The sequence below is a fragment of the Mycobacterium saskatchewanense genome, assembly GCF_010729105.1.
GTDB classification, from domain to species: Bacteria; Actinomycetota; Actinomycetes; order Mycobacteriales; family Mycobacteriaceae; genus Mycobacterium; species Mycobacterium saskatchewanense.
Genome location: NZ_AP022573.1, coordinates 5,832,036 through 5,848,203, shown reverse-complemented (window position 1 = coordinate 5,848,203; position 16,168 = coordinate 5,832,036). Strand labels below are relative to the sequence as shown.

The following is a 16,168-nucleotide window of genomic DNA, read 5'->3' as shown; positions in this document are numbered from 1 at the left end:
TCAGGTTACCTGGCCCCGGCAATCGGTTTGGCATCCGCACGAGCGCGCGTTGCGCCTCAGGCCTCGGTGGCCAACGGGCTCGTGGCGACCTCGGTGCCGTCGGCCAGGGTGACGATCTCGAAGTCCGCGAACACCGCGGGCGCCACCCCCGCGAGCTGGCGCAGGCACTCGATGGCGAGACGCCGGATCTCCACGTCGGCGTGCTCGCTGGCACGCATCGCGATGAAGTGCCGCCAGGCGCGGTAGTTGCCGGTCACGACGATGCGGGTTTCGGTGGCGTTGGGCAGGACGGCGCGGGCGGCCTGACGCGCCTGCTTGCGTCGCAAGACGGCATTCGGCTGGTCGGCGAACTTCGCCTCCAGCCGGGCCAGCAGCTCGGCGTAGGCGGCGCGGCTGGCGTCGGCGGCGTCGGCGAGGAGCCGTCGCAGCTCCGCGTCGTCGTCCATGCCCGGCGGCACGACGATCTGCGAGCTCCCCTCCGGCACGTAGCGCTGCGAGAGCTGCGAGTACGAGAAGTGCCGGTGCCGGATCAGCTCGTGCGTGCAGGAGCGCGAGATGCCGGTGATGTAGAACGACACGCTCGCGTGCTCGAGCACCGAGAAATGCCCCACGTCGATGATGTGCTTGATGTAGCTGGCATTGGTCGCGGTGCGGGGGTTGGGCTTCGACCAGCTCTGGTAGCACGCCCGGCCGGCGAACTCGACCAGCGCCGAGCCACCGTCGGCGTCCGTGGTCCAGGGCACGTCGGGCGGCGCCACGAACTCGGTCTTGGCGATCAGTTGCACGCGTAGCGGCGCGGTCTCGGCCACGGCGCTCACCTTAAAGCGTGCCGGACGCCTCGGCGTCCCTGACCCGCACTTCGCCGGAGAGCAGCAGCGGCAGCAGGGCGTCGCGGAGCGCGGCCAGCCGCACGCACTCGGCGCGGCGACCGTGGCAGAGCGCCCCGAGGTCGCTGATCGTGCGCGACGCCTCACCGGACAGCCGGCGCACATCGCGCACCCGGGTCGCCATCAGGTCGCCCGGGCGGACGCGTTGGTGGCTGCCCGTCGTCCCGGCGACCCGCCGCCGCAACCTTTCGGAGACCTCGGGCTGCCGCACGGCCGACCACAACGCCGACGCGTCCACGACGGCGGGCGTCAGCACCACGAACTCCGTGCTGGCCAGCGCCATCTCGGTGGGCAGGCGCGCCACGTTCCAGATCCGCGGGATTCGCGGATTGAGCTTCGCGACCAGGACGCACGGCCCGGCCAGGACGAACTTGCCGCTGCGCACGGTTGCGCCGGGCACCACCCGCGGTGTCGCGCCATCGTCGAATGCCGGCAGGCTGAAGTGCGCGACGACGTCGTCGAACCCGCCGGGTCCCAGCGAGGCCGTGGACGTATTCGCCAGGGTGGACAGCGGCACGCACTCAGACACGGTTTCCGCGGTCGCGACCATCAACGCCTCGGCAGCGGCGATCACGCGTTGGTTGGCGACGATCTTGTCGTCGAGGGAGCCGAGCAGCTCGGCGACCCGCCGCCGTTCGCTCGGCGAAACGCGGGGCGCCGCGACGCCGCGCAGGATGCTCTGGTTGAGCAGCGGCTGCCCCGATCCCGACCGCAGTTCGCCCAGGCGACAGGCGCGCAGCGCGTAATACCAGTACCGCGTCTCGTGCGCGTCGTTCGCCCGGCACACCAGCGCGTTGTCCGTGACCCACACGTCGGAGTCGCAGTAGTACACGCTGCCGCAATGGGTTCCGACGCGCCCGAGCACGATGAGCGGCCCGCTCGCGTTGCGCTGCGCCGCATACCCGATCGGCCCGTTGGCGCCGTAGACGCGAAAGCGCCCGGTCGGGTGCCCGCGCGGCAGGGCTTTTCCGCTGCTGAACTGGAGATGGTCGCCCAGGGAGGTCGTCATTGCAGACCCTGCACGTGGTCGCGCACCACCTTTTCCAGCCGCGCCGACTCGTCGAGCGCCGTCAGCAGGTCGCCGGTGACCCGCGCGATCCTGGCCTCGGGGGGCTCCCCGTCGGCCTCGGTCGCGGGCGCGCCCACATACCGTCCCGGGGTCAGCGCATATTCCGACGACCTGATCTCGTCCAGCGACACCGACCGACAGAACCCCGGGACATCCTCGTAGACAAGCCCTTTGGCGGCCGCCGACCGCGATCCGCTCCACGCGTGGTAGGTGTCGCCGATCCGGGCGACGTCGTCGTCGCCGAGCGCGCGTTCGGCGCGGTCCACCAGCTGGCCCAGGTCGCGCGCGTCGACGAACAACACCTGCCCCGATCGGTCACCCTTGGCCATGGCGAAGAACCACAGGCACACCGGGATCGAGGTGCTGCGGAACAGCTGTGCGGGCAACGCCACCATGCACGACACCAGGTCCGCGTCGACGATGCGGGCCCGGATCTCGCCCTCCCCGGCCGCATTCGACGACATGGAACCGTTGGCCATCACCACGCCGGCCTTTCCGCCGGGGGCCAGCTTGGCCAGGATGTGCTGGATCCACGCGTAATTGGCGTTGCGGGCGGGGGGAACGCCGAAGCGCCAGCGCGGGTCTCGTTCGTCGCGGGCCCAGTCCCGGACGTTGAAGGGCGGATTGGCCATGACGTAGTCCATCTGCGTGCCGGCGTGCAGGTCGTCGACGAAGGTGTCGGCCCACCGGTCCCCCAGCCCCGCGTTGTCAATGCCGTGCACGGCGAGGTTCATCTTGGCTATCCGCCACGTCTGCTCGACGCTCTCCTGCCCGTACAGCGAGACGCCCGACGGGTCGGCGCGCTGCTCGACGATGAAGTTCTCCGTCTGCACGAACATCCCGCCCGATCCGCAGCACGGGTCGTACACCCGTCCGCGCGCCGGCTCGAGCACCTCCACGAGCACCCGCACGAGGCTGGGCGGGGTGAAGAATTCGCCTCCACGCCTGCCTTCTGCGCGCGCGAAGTTGCCGAGGAAGTACTCGTAGACCTCGCCCATCAGGTCCCGCGCCGCGCGGCCACCCCGCCCGCCCAGTCGCGCGTCGTCGAGCAACCTCACCAGCTCACCGAGGCGGCGCGGATCGAGACCCCCGTAGGACCGCGGCACCATGTGCGACAGCGACGGGTTCGAGGCCATCACCGCGGCCGTCGCCTCGTCGGCGAGGCTGCCGATGTCAGGCGATCCGGCATTGTCCGCCAACGACTTCCAGTGGATGTCCGATGCGTGCTTGAGGAACACCAGCCCGAGGATGACGTCCTTGTACTGGCCGGCGGGCAACGACCCCCGCAGCTTGTTGGCCGCCTTCCACAGCGTGTCCGCGAGCTCCTTACCGGTGTCCATCAGCCGGCCCGCCGCGCCGCCACGCGCAACTCCCCGGCCAGGTCACCGCGGTCGGAGACATCGAATCCACCAAGGCCGAGCCATGCCGCCATCGACTCGAGCTCGCCGGCGAGGGCCGCGGCGACCCGCCCCGGCGGGGCGTCGGGCTCACCGAAGGCGCCCACCACCTGTAGGACATTGGCGGTGCGGTCGGCCTTGAGGTCCACCCGCGCCACCAGGTGACCGTCGAGGAGCAGCGGCCACACGTAGTACCCGTAACGGCGCTGGTGCGCCGGGGTGTAGATCTCGATGCGGTAGTGGAACCCGAACAGCCGCTCGACCCGGGGACGGAAGAAGATCAACGGATCGAACGGGCACAGCAGCGCGGTGCCGCGGTCGGCGCGCGGCACCGTCCGGCCCGCACGTAGGTACGCCGGCGCGGCCCAGCCGTCGAGCTCAACCCGCTCGATCTCGCCGGTGGCCAGCAGATCGGCGATCGCCGGCTTGGTCTGCTGCGCCGAGAGCCGGAAGTAATCGCGGATGTCGGCCTCGGTCCCCACGCCCAGCGCGGTGGCGGCCCGCAGCGTGAGGGCGCGGACGGCCTCGTCGTCATCGACCTCACGGGCCAGCACCTCGGCCGGCAGCACCCGTTCCACCAGGTCGTAGTGGCGCGCGAAGCCGACCCGGGTGGCCGTGGTCAGCACCCCGGCCGCGAACAGCGCCTCGGCCACCCACTTGGTGTCGCTCCGGTTCCACCAAGCGCCCTTCCTGCGCCGTGGCTCGGCCGCCAGGTGCGCCTCGATCTGGCCCGCGGTGCTGGGGCCCAGTTCGGCGACCGCGGCGACGACGTCGTCGACGAGCCGCGGGTTGGCCTTGACGATGTGGGTGCCCCAGCGGCCGTGCCGGTACTGGCGCATGCGCCACCGCAGCAGCGGCCAGTCGTCGACGGCGACCAGCGCGGCCTCGTGGGCCCAGTATTCGGCCAGCAGCCGCGCCGAGCGCGGGCCCCAGGCGGCGCGGTCGAGCACGTCGCGGTCATACGGACCGAGCCGGCTGAACACCGGCGCGTAATGGGCGCGGACCGCCACCGAGACCGAATCCAGTTGCAGCACCTGGATTCTCGAGATCAGGCGGCGCAGGTGCGCGCGGGTGACCGCGCCGACGGGCCGCGGCTCGGTAAGTCCTTGCGCCGCAACGGCTATCCGCCGGGCCTGCGCGGCGGTCAGCCTGGGATTACGGGCCGGCACGGGCCGACAATACCGGTCGCCGGTGGAAAGCGACCGCTCACCCCGCGCTGACTTTGCGCTCCAGCGGCATGACACCGTCCGCTTCGCGGCCCGCCTCGGGCGCGTTCTTTCGTTCTTTGTATGCCGATTCCAGGGCGGCCGGGACCGGCTCCAGATCGCGGTAGACGCCCATCAGTTGCTCGAGCACCTTGATCCGTTGCTGGGTTGCCTCGTCCACCGCACGCCGGGCCTGCTCGCGGTAGTGGTCGGCCTCCTGCTTGGCGTCGGCGAGGAGCTGATCGCGCTCTCGCTGGGCTTCCTGCCACGCCTCCTCGATCGACGACTGGGTTTCGGCGCGCAGGCCGGCCAGCTCGTCGTCCTGCTTCTTCTTGGTTTCCTCGTATTCGGCCTTCAGCGCCTTCAGCTGCTCGGCCATGTCCGCCAGCAGCTCCTTCGACTTCCGCTGCTCGGCCTCGGCGTCGGCTTCGGCCGCCGCGACCAGCGCATCCGCCTCAGCCCGAGCCTCGGCCTGCATCTCGGCCACCTCGTCGACCGCGCGGCGGAGCATCTTCGCCATCCGTTGCTGCATCGCGTGGGGCGCGGGCGAGGTGTCCGTGAGGACGGCGACCTCCTTGCGCAGCGCCGCCACCTCGTCGCCGGAGTCCCTGAGCCGGGCGCGCAGGCTCTCGACGTCGTCGAGCAGCAGCTTCTGTTTGGTGGTCAGCACCTCGATGTGCGACTCCACCGCAGCCGGGTCGTAGCCCAAGAACTTGCGCGAGAACGTCTTTGCGGGTTCGGTGATCACTGCCATATGCCCCCCTTCTGAAGAATCGCCGTACAACCGATGAGACCGACCCCCGAGTCCGAGTATGTCAGCTCCCGCCGTCGGGCAGGAGACCAGCGCTCAGGGCCGACGATAGCTGTGAAAGCGGTAGCGCAGCCCCGTGCGGCTGACCTGCCACTCCCCCGCCTCGCCGACCCACGCCTCGTCGAGCACCGGCGCCAGCGCGTCGTCGTCGTCGCGCGGCACCTCGATGTCGACCTCGGTGACCTCGCAGCGGGTCGCGTGCGGCAGCGCCAGCAGGTAGATCTGTTCGCCGCCGATGACCCACGCCTCCGGGTCGGTCAACGCCCGCTCCAGCGAGGGCAGCACCTCGGCTCCGTCGGCGCTGAAGTCGGCCTGGCGGGACAGCACGACGTTCCTGCGGCCCGGCAACGGCCGAACCTTGGCCGGCAACGACTCCCAGGTGCGCCGGCCCATGACCACCGTGTGACCGATGGTCACCTGTTTGAAGCGCGCCAAGTCCTCGGGCAGGTGCCAGGGGATGTCGCCCCCGCGGCCGATGACACCCGACGTCGACTGGGCCCAGACCAGGCCCACATCCGCGGTGGGCGTCATACAGCGACAGGGGCTTTGATCGCCGGGTGCGGATCGTAATTCTTCACGACGACGTCGTCGTAGGTGTAGTCGAAGATCGAATCGCGATGGGCCAGAACGAGTTCGGGGTATGGCCTGGGCTCGCGGCTCAGTTGCAGCCGCGCCTGTTCGACGTGATTGTCGTAGATGTGGCAGTCGCCGCCGGTCCAGACGAACTCGCCGACCTCGAGGCCGGCCTGCGCGGCCATCATGTGGGTCAGCAGGGCGTAGCTGGCGATGTTGAAGGGGACGCCGAGGAACAGGTCGGCGCTGCGCTGGTAGAGCTGGCAGCTTAGCCGGCCGTCGGCCACATAGAACTGGAAGAACGCGTGGCACGGCGGGAGCGCCATGCGCGGGATGTCGCCGACGTTCCACGCCGACACGATGATGCGCCTCGAGTCGGGGTCGGTGCGCAACAGGTGCAGCGCGGCGCTGATCTGGTCGATGTGCTCGCCCGACGGGGTGGGCCAGGAGCGCCATTGCACGCCGTAGACGGGTCCGAGATCGCCTGCGGGACTTGCCCATTCGTCCCAGATGGTGACGCCGCGTTCCTGCAGCCAGCCGACGTTGGAATCCCCGCGCAGAAACCACAGCAACTCGTACACGACCGACTTGATGTGCACCTTCTTGGTGGTAATCAGCGGGAAGCCGGCCGAGAGGTCGTAGCGCAGCTGCTGGCCGAACAGGCTGCGGGTTCCGGTGCCGGTGCGGTCGGATTTCGCCGTGCCTCGCTCGAGTACCACGCGCAGCAGGCCCTCGTAGGGCGTGGGGATCGGCACGCGGCCAGCTTAGCGTCGATCGCAAGCGCGGCGAAGCCGGGCGCGGCGGGTCGACGCCAAAGATTCCGCGTCGATCGCAAGCGCGGCGAAGCCGGGCGCGGCGGGTCGACGCCAAAGATTCCGCGTCGATCGCAAGCGCGGCGAAGCCGGGCGCGGCGGGTCGACGCCATCAATTCCGCGTCGATCGCAAGCGCGGCGAAGCCGGGCGCGGCGGGTCGACGCCATCAATTCCGCGTCGATCGCAAGCGCGGCGGGTCGACGCCGCGAGCCCAGGAGTACAACAAAGACCATGCCGAAGATCACCGACACCATCGCCACCGCCGACGGCAGCTGTCCCGTCCGACTGTTCACCCCCGAAGGCCCCGGCCCGTGGCCGGGAATAGTCATGTACTGCGACGCCGGCGGAGTCCGCGACACTTTCGACGAGATGGCCGCCAAGCTTGCCGGTTTCGGTTACGCCGTGCTGCTTCCCGACGTGTACTACCGCAGCGGTGACTGGGCCCCCTTCGACATGGCTACCGTCTTCGGCGACCCGCAGGAACGCAAGCGGTTGTTCGGGATGATCGGCAGCGTCACGCCGGACAGGATGGCCGCCGACGCCCGCGCCTTCTTCGACTACCTGTCCAACCGCCCCGAGGTCTCGGGGGACCGATTCGGCGTGTGCGGCTACTGCATGGGCGGCCGGACGTCGCTGGTGGTGGCGGGGCGGCTGCCGGATCGCGTGGCCGCGGCGGCGTCCTTCCACGGCGGCGGCCTGGTGAGCGACACCGAAGACAGCCCGCACCTGCTGGCCGACCGGATCAGCGCCACGGTGTACGTGGGTGGCGCCCATGACGACGCGTCGTTCACCGCCGACCACGCCGAGCGGCTGGACAAGGCGCTGACGGCGGCCGGGGTGACGCACACCATCGAGTGGTACTCGGCGGGCCACGGGTTCGCGGTCCCCGACAACGGCCCCTACGACGCCGACGCCGCCGAGCGGCATTGGCAGGCGATGACGGAGGTCTTCGGCGCGGCGCTACCGCGCTGACGGGGGCGGCTCGCGCCCGCTGACCTCGTTCAGCAGCAGCCGGGCCGCCACGGCCGCCCCGTCGGTGCGGATTGTGCCCGAAACGGCCGCCGCCCGCGCCCGTGTCTCGGAACGCAGCGCCAGCGCGAGCCCGACCAACGGTTCCACACCGCCGCGCGAGTCGTACGTCGCCAACACCACGCGCATGCGCAATCCGCCTGGTTAATCGACTGGAAGGTTGACCAGTTCGGCCAGCCTGGCGCGGTGCCGGTAGGCGGTACCCAGGGCGAGTTGGTCGCTCTTGGCCCGCTTGAGATACAGGTGCGCCGGATATTCCCACGTCATCCCGATGCCGCCGTGCAGCTGCACGCATTCCTCGGCGGCGTGCACGGCCACGCCGCTGCAGTACGCCTGTGCGACCGCCGCGGCGACGCCCGCGTCGTCTTCGCGGGCGCACGCGTCCGCGGCGTACCGGGCAGCCGCGGTGGCCGCCCCCACCTCGAACCACAGGTCGGCCAGCCGGTGCTTGATCGCCTGGTACGAGCCGATCAGGCGGCCGAACTGCTTGCGCTGCTTGACGTACGACAGCGTCGTGTCGAGGCACCACCGCGCCACCCCGAGCTGCTCCGACGCGAGCAGGGCCGCCCCCGTCTCGAGCGCCGCGGCGATCGGCCCGTCGGCCGGCCCCACCCGCGACGACGCCGCCCCGGAGAACCGCACGTCCGCAAGGGGCCTCGTCATGTCCAGGGCGACCAGCGGGGTCACCTCCACGCCGGCCGCGGGGCAACGGACGGTGTGCAACTCGAGGCCACCCGCCGCGGCGACTGGCACGACCAGCACGTCGGCCTCCCGCGCGCCGGCGACGCTGGTGACCGTTCCGGTCAGGCCGTTGGCGCCGGCGCTCACCCCCGGCACGGGGTCGCCGGGCGCGGTGGACAACGGCACCGCCAGCGCGGCGGTCAGCTCGCCGCGCGCCAGCGCGGGGACGGTCTCGGTGTCGCCGGCGCGCAACAGTGCCACCGTGGCCAGGACCGCGCTGGACAGGAACGGCACGGGGCCGACGGCCCTGCCGATCTCCTCCAGCACGACCGCCGCCTCGCGCGGGCCGGCACCGGCGCCGCCGAGCGCCTCGGGAACCAGCAACCCCGCCACGCCGAGCTCCGCGGCGAGCGTTCGCCAGACGGTCGAAAAGTCTTGCGGCTCAGCATCGTAGGCGCGCGCCACCACCTCCGGCGGGCAGCGGTCGGCGAACAGCTGAGAAACGCTGTCCCGCAGCGCCTCCTCGGTGTCGGAGTACAGCAGGTCGCCGACGGTCATCGGTTCAGGTCCTTCCACGCGACGTCCTTGTCGACGCGGTGTTCGCCCGGCAGGCCGAGGATCCGCTCGGAGATGGTGTTGCGCAGGATTTCCGAGGTGCCGCCCTCGATCGAGTTGCCACGCGCCCGCAGATAGCGATAGCCGGGCTCGCGCCCGATCAGGTCGACGACCTCGGTCCTGCGCATCGTCCAGTCGTCGTAGCGCAGTCCGGCCTCGGCGTGCAGCTCGATGTCGAAGCCCGAAACCGCTTGTGCCAGCTTGGCGAACGCCACCTTCATGCCGGCACCCTCGGGCCCCGGCTGCCCGGCGCTGGCCTGCTGCGCCAGCCGCTCACCGGCTAGCCGGAGCACCTCCGCCTCCACCCACAGCCGCATCAGCTCGTCGTGCATCGCGGGATTGCGGAGTTCCGGCTCGTTCCGCCAGGCTTCGGCGACTTTGCCGATGATGCCGCCTTCGCGCGGGGCGCCCGTCCGGGCGCCGATCGCGACGCGTTCGTTGTTCAGCGTGGTGGTCGCGACGCGCCAGCCGCCGCCCTCGGGTCCCAGCCGGTTCGCGTCCGGCACCCGGACGTCGGTGAGGAACACCTCGTTGAACTCCGCCTCGCCGGTGATCTGGCGCAGCGGCCGGACGTCCACACCGGGCTGCGTCATGTCGCAGAGGAAGTAGGTCAGGCCGGCGTGCTTCGGCACCGTGGGGTCGGTCCGGGCGACCAGGATGGCCATCTGCGCGTGCTGCGCCATCGACGTCCACACCTTCTGGCCGTTGACGATCCAGCCGTCACCGTCGCGCACCGCCCGGGTCGCGACCCCCGCGAGGTCGGAGCCGGCGCCCGGCTCGCTGAACAGCTGGCAGTAGACGTGCGCCCCGGTGAACAACGGGCGCAGGAACTTTCGCTTCTGCGCATCGGTTCCGAAGGCCGCGATGGTGGGCGCCGCCATGCCCATCCCGATGAAGTTCTTGACGGTGCCGCCCACCGGGGCGCCCGCGGCGGCCAGTTGCGCGTCGACACGCTCCTGCGCGGCCCGCGGCAGACCGAGGCCGCCGAAACCGGGCGGCAGGTGCACCCAGGCGAGTCCCGCGTCGTATTGCGCGCCAAGGAAATCTCGCGGGTCGGCGGTCGCGGGGTCGTGCTCGCGGAGCAGTGCCTTGACCCGGGCGTCCAGGTCGGCCGTGCTCACTGCGTGCCGCCCACCTGAGACTGGAAGCCTTGCGCGGGGCCCAGCAGGAGGCCGCCGTCGATCACCATCGTCTCGCCGGTGATCCAGCTCGCCGCGTCGGAAACCAGGAACGCGACCGCGTTGGCCACGTCGATGGGCTCACCGATGCGCCCGAGCGCGATCGTCGACGCCAACGGGTCCTCGTGGTCCTTCCACAGTGCCTCGGCCAGCTTGGTGCGCACGACACCGGGGGCGATCGCGTTGACTCGGACCTTCGGTGAAAGTTCCAACGCCAGTTGTTTGGTGACGTGGATCAGTGCGGCCTTGGTGGCGTTGTACATCCCCATGCCCGGCGACTGGTGCAGGCCGCCGATCGAGGCGGTGTTGACCACCGACCCGCCGTGTTCACCCATCCAGGACTTGACGACGAGCGACGTCCACAGCAGCGGGGCCCAGAGGTTGACGTCGAAGATCTTGGCGAAGCGGGCGTGGTCCTGGTCGATCAGCGGGCCGTAGGCCGGGTTGGTTCCCGCGTTGTTGACCAGGATGTCGACGCGGCCGAACCGCTCGAGGGTCAGGTCCACGCAGCGCCGGGCCGCGTCCTCGTCGACCGCGTGCGCGCCGACGCCCACGGCCTTCTCGCCCACCTGCGCCGCCGCTTCGTCGGCCGCCTCCTGCTTGCGGGCGGTGAGCACCACGTCGGCACCGTTGGCGGCCAGCTGCTGTGCGATCGCCAGCCCGATTCCGCGGGAGGCGCCGGTGATGATCGCGGTTCGGCCGGTGAGATCCAAGGGGGTCATCGACGTGCGCCTTCCATTGCTTTTGACGGCAGGGGTGTGGCGATGTTTACGCGCGCGTGCACGTGGTATGCGACGGTCATGTCAGTGAAATTAACCCTCATGAAAAGACTGGTGATGGGCGGGGCAGCCGCGGCGGCAATCACGCTCGCGCCGATGGCCGTGACCGGTTCGGTTGAATCCGCCGGCGCGCCGACCTCGACAGCGACGCACCTGGTATTCAAGGACGACCCGGGCGGCGGCGGCTGCGACGCCAACGGCAACTGCGGCTCGGGAGGCCAGAACCAGGGCCCCGGCGGCGGTCCCGGGGGCCAGGGCTGCGTCCCGGGCGTCGGCTGCGGCTCCGGTGGCCAGAACGCCGGGCCCGGCGGAATTCCGGGTGGCCAGGGTTGTCTGCCCGGTGTCGGTTGCGGCAGCGGCCACGCGTAACTAACGCGGCCCAAGGGCTCCCGGAAGCCTGGTGATCCAGGCCCGGGAGTCGGCCGGGTCGATCACGTCGTCGAGCTCGAACGCGGTGGCCGAGCGCAGCGCCTTGCCGTGGTCGTAGGCCGCCGCGACGAGCTTGTCGAACAGCTTCTGCCGTTCGGCCGGGTCGGCCACGGCGGCCAGCTCTTTGCTGAACCCGAGGCGTACGGCGCCTTCCAGGCCCATGCCGCCGATCTCGCCGGTCGGCCAGGCCACGGTGAATTGCGGCGCGCGGAAGGACCCGCCGGCCATGGCCATCGCCCCCAGGCCGTAACCCTTGCGCAAGATGATCATTCCGAGCGGCACGGTCAGCCGAGCGCCCAGGACGAACATCCGGCCGAACCGCCGTACGCCCGCCTCCTTCTCCGCGTCCGGCCCGACCATGAACCCGGGGGTGTCGCACAGCGAGATCACCGGCAGGCGAAACGACTCACACAGGGCGAGGAAGTCGCCGGCCTTGTCGGCGGCTTCGGCGTCGATCGCGCCGCCCAGGTGGTGGGTGCTGTTGGCGATCAGCCCGTACGCGACGCCCTCCACCCGCACAAGCGCGGTGACGATGCCGACGCCGTAATCGGGCCGCAGTTCCAGGGTCGACCCTGCGTCGACGATCGACTCGATCGCCCGGTGCACGTCGTAGGCGCGTAACCTGTTCTGCGGCACCACGTGTCGGGCAATACGCGGATCGGGCGGCGCCCACTCGCCCAAAGCGCCCTGGAAGTACGAGAGATAGCGCTTGGCCAGCGACACGGCGTGTGCCTCGTCGCGGGCGACCAGGCTGACCACGCCGTTGCGCCGCTGCACGTCGATCGGTCCGATCGCCTCCGGCGGGTATTTCCCGAGGCCGCCACCGTCGATCATCGCCGGCCCGCCCATGCCGATGTTGGCGTCCGGCGTCGCGATGATGACGTCGCACACCCCCGCCAGCGCGGCGTTGCCGGCGAAACACCGGCCCGAGACCACCGCAACGAGCGGCACCTTGCCGCGCAGACCGGCCAGCATGCGGAAGGTGGGCACGTCCAGCCCGGCGGCGCTGCCGACATCGGTGTCCCCGGGCCGGCCGCCCCCACCCTCGGCGAACAGCACCACCGGCACGCGCTTCCGCGCCGCGAGATCGAAGGCCCGGTCCGTCTTGGCGTGGTTGCGCATGCCCTGCGTCCCGGCCAGGACCGTGTAGTCGTAGGAGACCACGACCGTCTCGGCGGCGGCACGCCCGAACCGCTCGGCACCGATGGTGGCCAGGCCCGCGACCAGGCCGTCGGCCGGGGTATTGGCGATCAGGTCGGACTCCGAACGCCGGCTGCGCTGCGCGGCGATGGCCAGCGCGCCGTACTCGACGAAGCTGCCCGCGTCGATCAGGTCGGCGATGTTCTCCCGGGCGGTGCGCCGGCCCTGCCCGTGCCGCTTGGCGACGGCGGCTTCGCGGCCCTCGTCGAGGGTGAGCAGGTGACGCTGCCGCACTTCGTCAAGGTCGGCACGCGGCCGGTCGAGATCCATTGCGGCGGGGTCTGATCCGCCGTCGGCATCGGCACCGGTGCGGGTGAAGACCAGCAGCGGGTCGCCCGTCCCGACGACCTGGCCGACCGTGACCAGGCCGCGGACCGTGCGCAGTGCGTCCGGCGCCTGCAGCACGTGCTGCATCTTCATCGCCTCGAGGACGACCAGTGGGGCGCCGGCCCCGAACTCGGTTCCCTCGGGTGCCATCTCGACCACGGTGCCGGCCAGGTGCGCGCGGAGCGCTTCCTCCCCCGGATACAGCTCGACCGTCGCGACGTGTGTCTCCTGCTGGTGGGAGAGAGCCGCCGCGGCAAACTCGGCGATCTTCCCGTCCAGGAAGTCGGTGGTGACCCAACCCGACTCGATCTCGCTGGCGCAAAGCAACTCTCGCAGGAACGAGATGTTGGTGCCGACCCCTTCGATGCCGAACTCGCTCAGGGCGGTCCGGGCCTTGCGCAGCGCCGCGGGGAACGACGCGCCGCGCACATGGGTGATGACCTTGGCCAGCAGCGAGTCGTACTGCGGATTGGGGGCCAGGCCCGTGCGGCCGTAGGTATCCACCCGAACGCCGGGGCCGGTCGGCGGCGAAAAGACGGTCAGGGTGCCCGCGGCGGGCGCGACGGATCCGTCGGCGCCGAGGGTCTCGGCGTTGACGCGAGCCTGAATCGCGATGCCCCGATGCGCCGCCGGTTCGCCGCTGACTTCGGTTCCGTCGGAAGCGGTTCCGGCGGGTAGGCCGAGCTGGTAGTACGAGGCTCCGCCGGCGATGGCCAGCTGGACGGCCACCAGGTCCGTGCCGGTGGTCTCCTCGGTGACGGTGTGCTCCACCTGGATCCGCGGATTGACCTCGAGGAACACGAATCTGTCGCCGGAAACCAGGAATTCGACGGTGGCCAGGCCGCAAAGGCCGACGCGGGCGCACAGCCGGGCGGCGGCCTGGTGCAGGTCTCGGCGTAGCTTTTCGGAAAGGCCCTGCGCGGGCGCGATCTCGACGAGCTTCTGGTAGCGCCGCTGGATGCTGCAATCGCGGTCGCCCAGGGCCAGCGCGTGGGTCTGGTGACCCGTTGGCGCGGCGACCACCTGCACTTCGATGTGCCGCGCGGCGCCGAGGATCGCCTCGGCGAACAGCGCCGGGTCACCGAAGCCGAGCTGGGCCTCCGCGGCGCACTGCCGGTAGGCGGCGTCGATCTGGTCCGCGCTCGCCACCTTCCGCATGCCCCGGCCCCCGCCGCCGGCGAGCGCCTTGATCATGACGGGGCCGCCCTGGGCGGCGAGAAACGCCTCGATGTCGGCCGGCGCGCTCGGGCCTTCGGTCGCGGGTAGCACGGGGAGACCGGCGGCGATCGCCGCGGCGCGCGCCGCGGACTTGTTGCCGAGCATGTCCAGCACGTCGGCGCCCGGCCCCACGAAGGTGCGCCCGGCATCGGAGCACGCACGGGCGAACTCGGGATCCTCGCTGAGGAATCCGTAACCGGGATGGATCAACTCGGCACCGGACTTCTCGGCCGCCGCCAACAGCGCCGCCGGATCCAGGTAGGCCCTGGGCCCGGAGGCCGGCAGGCCGACGGCTTCGTCGGCCGCGTGCACGTGTGGGCTGTCGGCGTCGTCCTCGGCGTACACCGCGACCGTCGGCATACCCAATTCGGCGGCGGTGCGCACGATTCGGAGCGCGATCTCGCCGCGGTTGGCGATCAGCACAGTCGGGCTCATCGGAGCGGTTCGCCCCACCGCACCTGGTCGCGAAGCCTGCCCTTGAGCAGCTTGCCACCTGCGTTACGGGGCAGCGCATCGCCGACCACCGTGACGTACTGCGGCACCTTGAAGTCGGCGAGCCGCTCGCGGCAGTGGTCGAGCACGGCGGTCACGTCGACTTCTTCAGGGCCGCCGAACAATACGGCACCGACCTTCTCGCCCATGACCTCGTCGGGAACCGCCAGCACGCACGCGTCGGCGACGTTGGGCGCCGCCAGCAAGACAGCCTCGACCTCGACGCTCGAGACGTTCTCGCCACCCCGGTTGATGATGTCCTTGAGCCGATCGATGATGTGCACCCGCCCGGCGCCGTCTACCCGCACCACGTCACCGGTGTGCAGCCAGCCGTCCACGATCGTGGCCGTGGTCTCCTCCGGGCGGTTCCAGTAGCCGGCGGTGACGTTTGCGCCGCGGACCACGAGTTCCCCCTCGTCGCGGTCGTCCCCGAACGGGATCAGGCCCAGATCCACCGACGGAACGGCATATCCGACCGAGTCGGCGTGTTCGAGCGCGTCGCGGTCGGGCAGCACCGTCATGAGCGATGCCGTCTCGGTCATGCCGTAGCCGTTGAACACCGTGGCGCCCGGAAACGCGTCCTTCACCGCCCGCACCAACGACGGGGCGATCGGCGCGCCGCCGTAGCCCACCCAGCGCACACCTGATACGTCGGCATGGTGAAAGTCTTTGTGCCGCAGAAGCAGCGAATAGATCGCGGGGACGGTCACCATGCTCGAGATCCGTTCGCGCGGAATTGCGGCGATCACCTCGTCCAGGCTGAGCGCGGGCACGATCACCGATGCGCCCCCGACACGGGCCGCTACCAGAAGCTGTGTGTTGCAACCCGTGACGTGGAACAGCGGCACCGAGATCAGGGTGCGCATGTCCTCGCCGAGATCGCCGGACAGCCCCAGGCATCGAACGGAATTCTCGGCATTCGTCAGGAACGCCTGGTGGGTCGTCGGCACACCCTTGGGGTGGCCGGTGGTTCCCGAGGTGTAGAACAGCGCGGCGACATCGGCGCGGCCGAGTCGCTCGGTGACGTACGGCGCTCCGTCGGGCAGCGGCGCGCCGGCGGCCAGGTCCACGTGCGCGCCCGAGTCGTCGAGCACGAACTCGACCTCGGGCTGCGCGGACCGGGTGTTCACCGCCACCGCGACGCCGCCGGCCATCACGATGCCCCAGAACGCCAACACCCAGTCGATCCCCGCCGGGTACCGCACCGCGACCCGGTCACCCGGTTTGACACCGGCGGCGCGCAGCCCGCCGGCGACCCGGGCGGCGCGGTCCCACAGCTGGCGGTAGCTCAGTCGGCCGGCGCCCAACTCGACGAGGGCCTCGGCGTCCGGTTGCCGCCCGACCTGCTCGGCGAGCATCTCCAACAACGTGTCCGGCAGTCCGTCGTAGCGCGGAGCACCGGCGGCGTCGCGCGACACGCCCGTCAACGCAAACGGGTTGTCGCCGCGCGGGATTTCGATCACTG

General features: G+C 70.9%; 15 protein-coding genes. 2 read left to right on the top strand and 13 right to left on the bottom strand.

Features of this window, described 5'->3' with window-relative positions; all coding sequences use genetic code 11:
* Positions 1-56 precede the first annotated feature (56 nt).
* The 7 genes from thyX to G6N56_RS27475 form a co-directional block, all read right to left on the bottom strand.
* Positions 57-809 (bottom strand): FAD-dependent thymidylate synthase, encoded by a 753-nt coding sequence (thyX, locus tag G6N56_RS27505; RefSeq protein WP_085257718.1) that lies wholly within the window; start codon positions 807-809, stop codon positions 57-59.
* A gap of 10 nt (positions 810-819) precedes the next feature.
* Complete coding sequence (locus tag G6N56_RS27500; protein WP_085257689.1) at positions 820-1,896, bottom strand: restriction endonuclease subunit S; 1,077 nt, start codon at positions 1,894-1,896, stop codon at positions 820-822.
* Positions 1,893-3,296: a class I SAM-dependent DNA methyltransferase gene (locus tag G6N56_RS27495; RefSeq protein ID WP_085257690.1), complete on the bottom strand. Its 1,404-nt coding sequence runs from the start codon at positions 3,294-3,296 to the stop codon at positions 1,893-1,895. Before G6N56_RS27495 ends, G6N56_RS27500 begins: the two co-directional genes overlap by 4 nt.
* Positions 3,296-4,522 carry a winged helix-turn-helix domain-containing protein gene (locus tag G6N56_RS27490; protein ID WP_085257691.1) on the bottom strand — a complete coding sequence of 409 codons (1,227 nt, stop codon included), beginning with the start codon at positions 4,520-4,522 and terminating at the stop codon, positions 3,296-3,298. Before G6N56_RS27490 ends, G6N56_RS27495 begins: the two co-directional genes overlap by 1 nt.
* A gap of 37 nt (positions 4,523-4,559) precedes the next feature.
* Entirely contained in the window at positions 4,560-5,306 is a 747-nt protein-coding gene (locus tag G6N56_RS27485) for a DivIVA domain-containing protein (RefSeq protein WP_085257719.1), read from the bottom strand.
* A 99-nt stretch (positions 5,307-5,405) separates the two neighbouring features.
* Positions 5,406-5,900: a dihydrofolate reductase gene (locus G6N56_RS27480; RefSeq protein ID WP_085257692.1), complete on the bottom strand. Its 495-nt coding sequence runs from the start codon at positions 5,898-5,900 to the stop codon at positions 5,406-5,408.
* On the bottom strand, positions 5,897-6,697 hold the full coding sequence (locus tag G6N56_RS27475; protein ID WP_085257693.1) for a thymidylate synthase: 801 nt from the start codon (positions 6,695-6,697) through the stop codon (positions 5,897-5,899). The genes G6N56_RS27480 and G6N56_RS27475 overlap by 4 nt, the downstream gene beginning before the upstream one ends.
* A 289-nt stretch (positions 6,698-6,986) precedes the next feature.
* Between G6N56_RS27475 and G6N56_RS27470 the strand changes: the two genes are divergently transcribed.
* On the top strand, positions 6,987-7,727 hold the full coding sequence (locus G6N56_RS27470) for a dienelactone hydrolase family protein (RefSeq protein WP_085256366.1): 741 nt from the start codon (positions 6,987-6,989) through the stop codon (positions 7,725-7,727).
* On the opposite strand, the gene G6N56_RS27465 is transcribed toward G6N56_RS27470, so the two are convergent.
* From G6N56_RS27465 to G6N56_RS27450, 4 genes are read right to left on the bottom strand one after another with little or no spacing between them, the layout of a single operon-like run.
* On the bottom strand, positions 7,716-7,913 hold the full coding sequence (locus G6N56_RS27465; RefSeq protein ID WP_085256367.1) for a hypothetical protein: 198 nt from the start codon (positions 7,911-7,913) through the stop codon (positions 7,716-7,718). The genes G6N56_RS27470 and G6N56_RS27465 overlap by 12 nt on opposite strands.
* A 15-nt stretch (positions 7,914-7,928) precedes the next feature.
* On the bottom strand, positions 7,929-9,023 hold the full coding sequence (locus G6N56_RS27460; protein WP_085256368.1) for an acyl-CoA dehydrogenase family protein: 1,095 nt from the start codon (positions 9,021-9,023) through the stop codon (positions 7,929-7,931).
* Complete coding sequence (locus tag G6N56_RS27455) at positions 9,020-10,201, bottom strand: acyl-CoA dehydrogenase family protein (RefSeq protein WP_085256369.1); 1,182 nt, start codon at positions 10,199-10,201, stop codon at positions 9,020-9,022. The genes G6N56_RS27460 and G6N56_RS27455 overlap by 4 nt, the downstream gene beginning before the upstream one ends.
* Positions 10,198-10,980 (bottom strand): SDR family oxidoreductase, encoded by a 783-nt coding sequence (locus G6N56_RS27450; RefSeq protein ID WP_085256370.1) that lies wholly within the window; start codon positions 10,978-10,980, stop codon positions 10,198-10,200. The genes G6N56_RS27455 and G6N56_RS27450 overlap by 4 nt, the downstream gene beginning before the upstream one ends.
* A 99-nt stretch (positions 10,981-11,079) precedes the next feature.
* Here G6N56_RS27450 and G6N56_RS27445 point away from each other — a divergent pair, with 99 nt between their 5' ends.
* Positions 11,080-11,406 carry a PE-PGRS family protein gene (locus G6N56_RS27445; RefSeq protein WP_085256371.1) on the top strand — a complete coding sequence of 109 codons (327 nt, stop codon included), beginning with the start codon at positions 11,080-11,082 and terminating at the stop codon, positions 11,404-11,406.
* Here the strand turns inward: G6N56_RS27445 and G6N56_RS27440 are convergent, their stop codons facing one another.
* Together G6N56_RS27440 and G6N56_RS27435 are read right to left on the bottom strand one after the other, a co-directional pair.
* Positions 11,407-14,646, bottom strand: coding sequence for an acetyl-CoA carboxylase family protein (locus G6N56_RS27440; RefSeq protein WP_085256372.1), 3,240 nt, complete (start codon positions 14,644-14,646; stop codon positions 11,407-11,409).
* Positions 14,643-16,166, bottom strand: coding sequence for a class I adenylate-forming enzyme family protein (locus tag G6N56_RS27435; RefSeq protein ID WP_085256373.1), 1,524 nt, complete (start codon positions 16,164-16,166; stop codon positions 14,643-14,645). The genes G6N56_RS27440 and G6N56_RS27435 overlap by 4 nt, the downstream gene beginning before the upstream one ends.
* Positions 16,167-16,168 lie beyond the last annotated feature (2 nt).

What these genes read in the sequence shown, in the direction of transcription:
- G6N56_RS27500 (WP_085257689.1), bottom strand. Translation starts at nt 1,896, where the DNA reads ATGACGACCTCCCTGGGCGACCATCTCCAGTTCAGCAGCGGAAAAGCC.
- G6N56_RS27495 (WP_085257690.1), bottom strand. Translation starts at nt 3,296, where the DNA reads ATGGACACCGGTAAGGAGCTCGCGGACACGCTGTGGAAGGCGGCCAAC.
- G6N56_RS27480 (WP_085257692.1), bottom strand. Translation starts at nt 5,900, where the DNA reads ATGACGCCCACCGCGGATGTGGGCCTGGTCTGGGCCCAGTCGACGTCG.
- G6N56_RS27470 (WP_085256366.1), top strand. Translation starts at nt 6,987, where the DNA reads ATGCCGAAGATCACCGACACCATCGCCACCGCCGACGGCAGCTGTCCC.
- G6N56_RS27465 (WP_085256367.1), bottom strand. Translation starts at nt 7,913, where the DNA reads ATGCGCGTGGTGTTGGCGACGTACGACTCGCGCGGCGGTGTGGAACCG.
- G6N56_RS27460 (WP_085256368.1), bottom strand. Translation starts at nt 9,023, where the DNA reads ATGACCGTCGGCGACCTGCTGTACTCCGACACCGAGGAGGCGCTGCGG.
- G6N56_RS27450 (WP_085256370.1), bottom strand. Translation starts at nt 10,980, where the DNA reads ATGACCCCCTTGGATCTCACCGGCCGAACCGCGATCATCACCGGCGCC.
- G6N56_RS27445 (WP_085256371.1), top strand. Translation starts at nt 11,080, where the DNA reads ATGAAAAGACTGGTGATGGGCGGGGCAGCCGCGGCGGCAATCACGCTC.
- G6N56_RS27440 (WP_085256372.1), bottom strand. Translation starts at nt 14,646, where the DNA reads ATGAGCCCGACTGTGCTGATCGCCAACCGCGGCGAGATCGCGCTCCGA.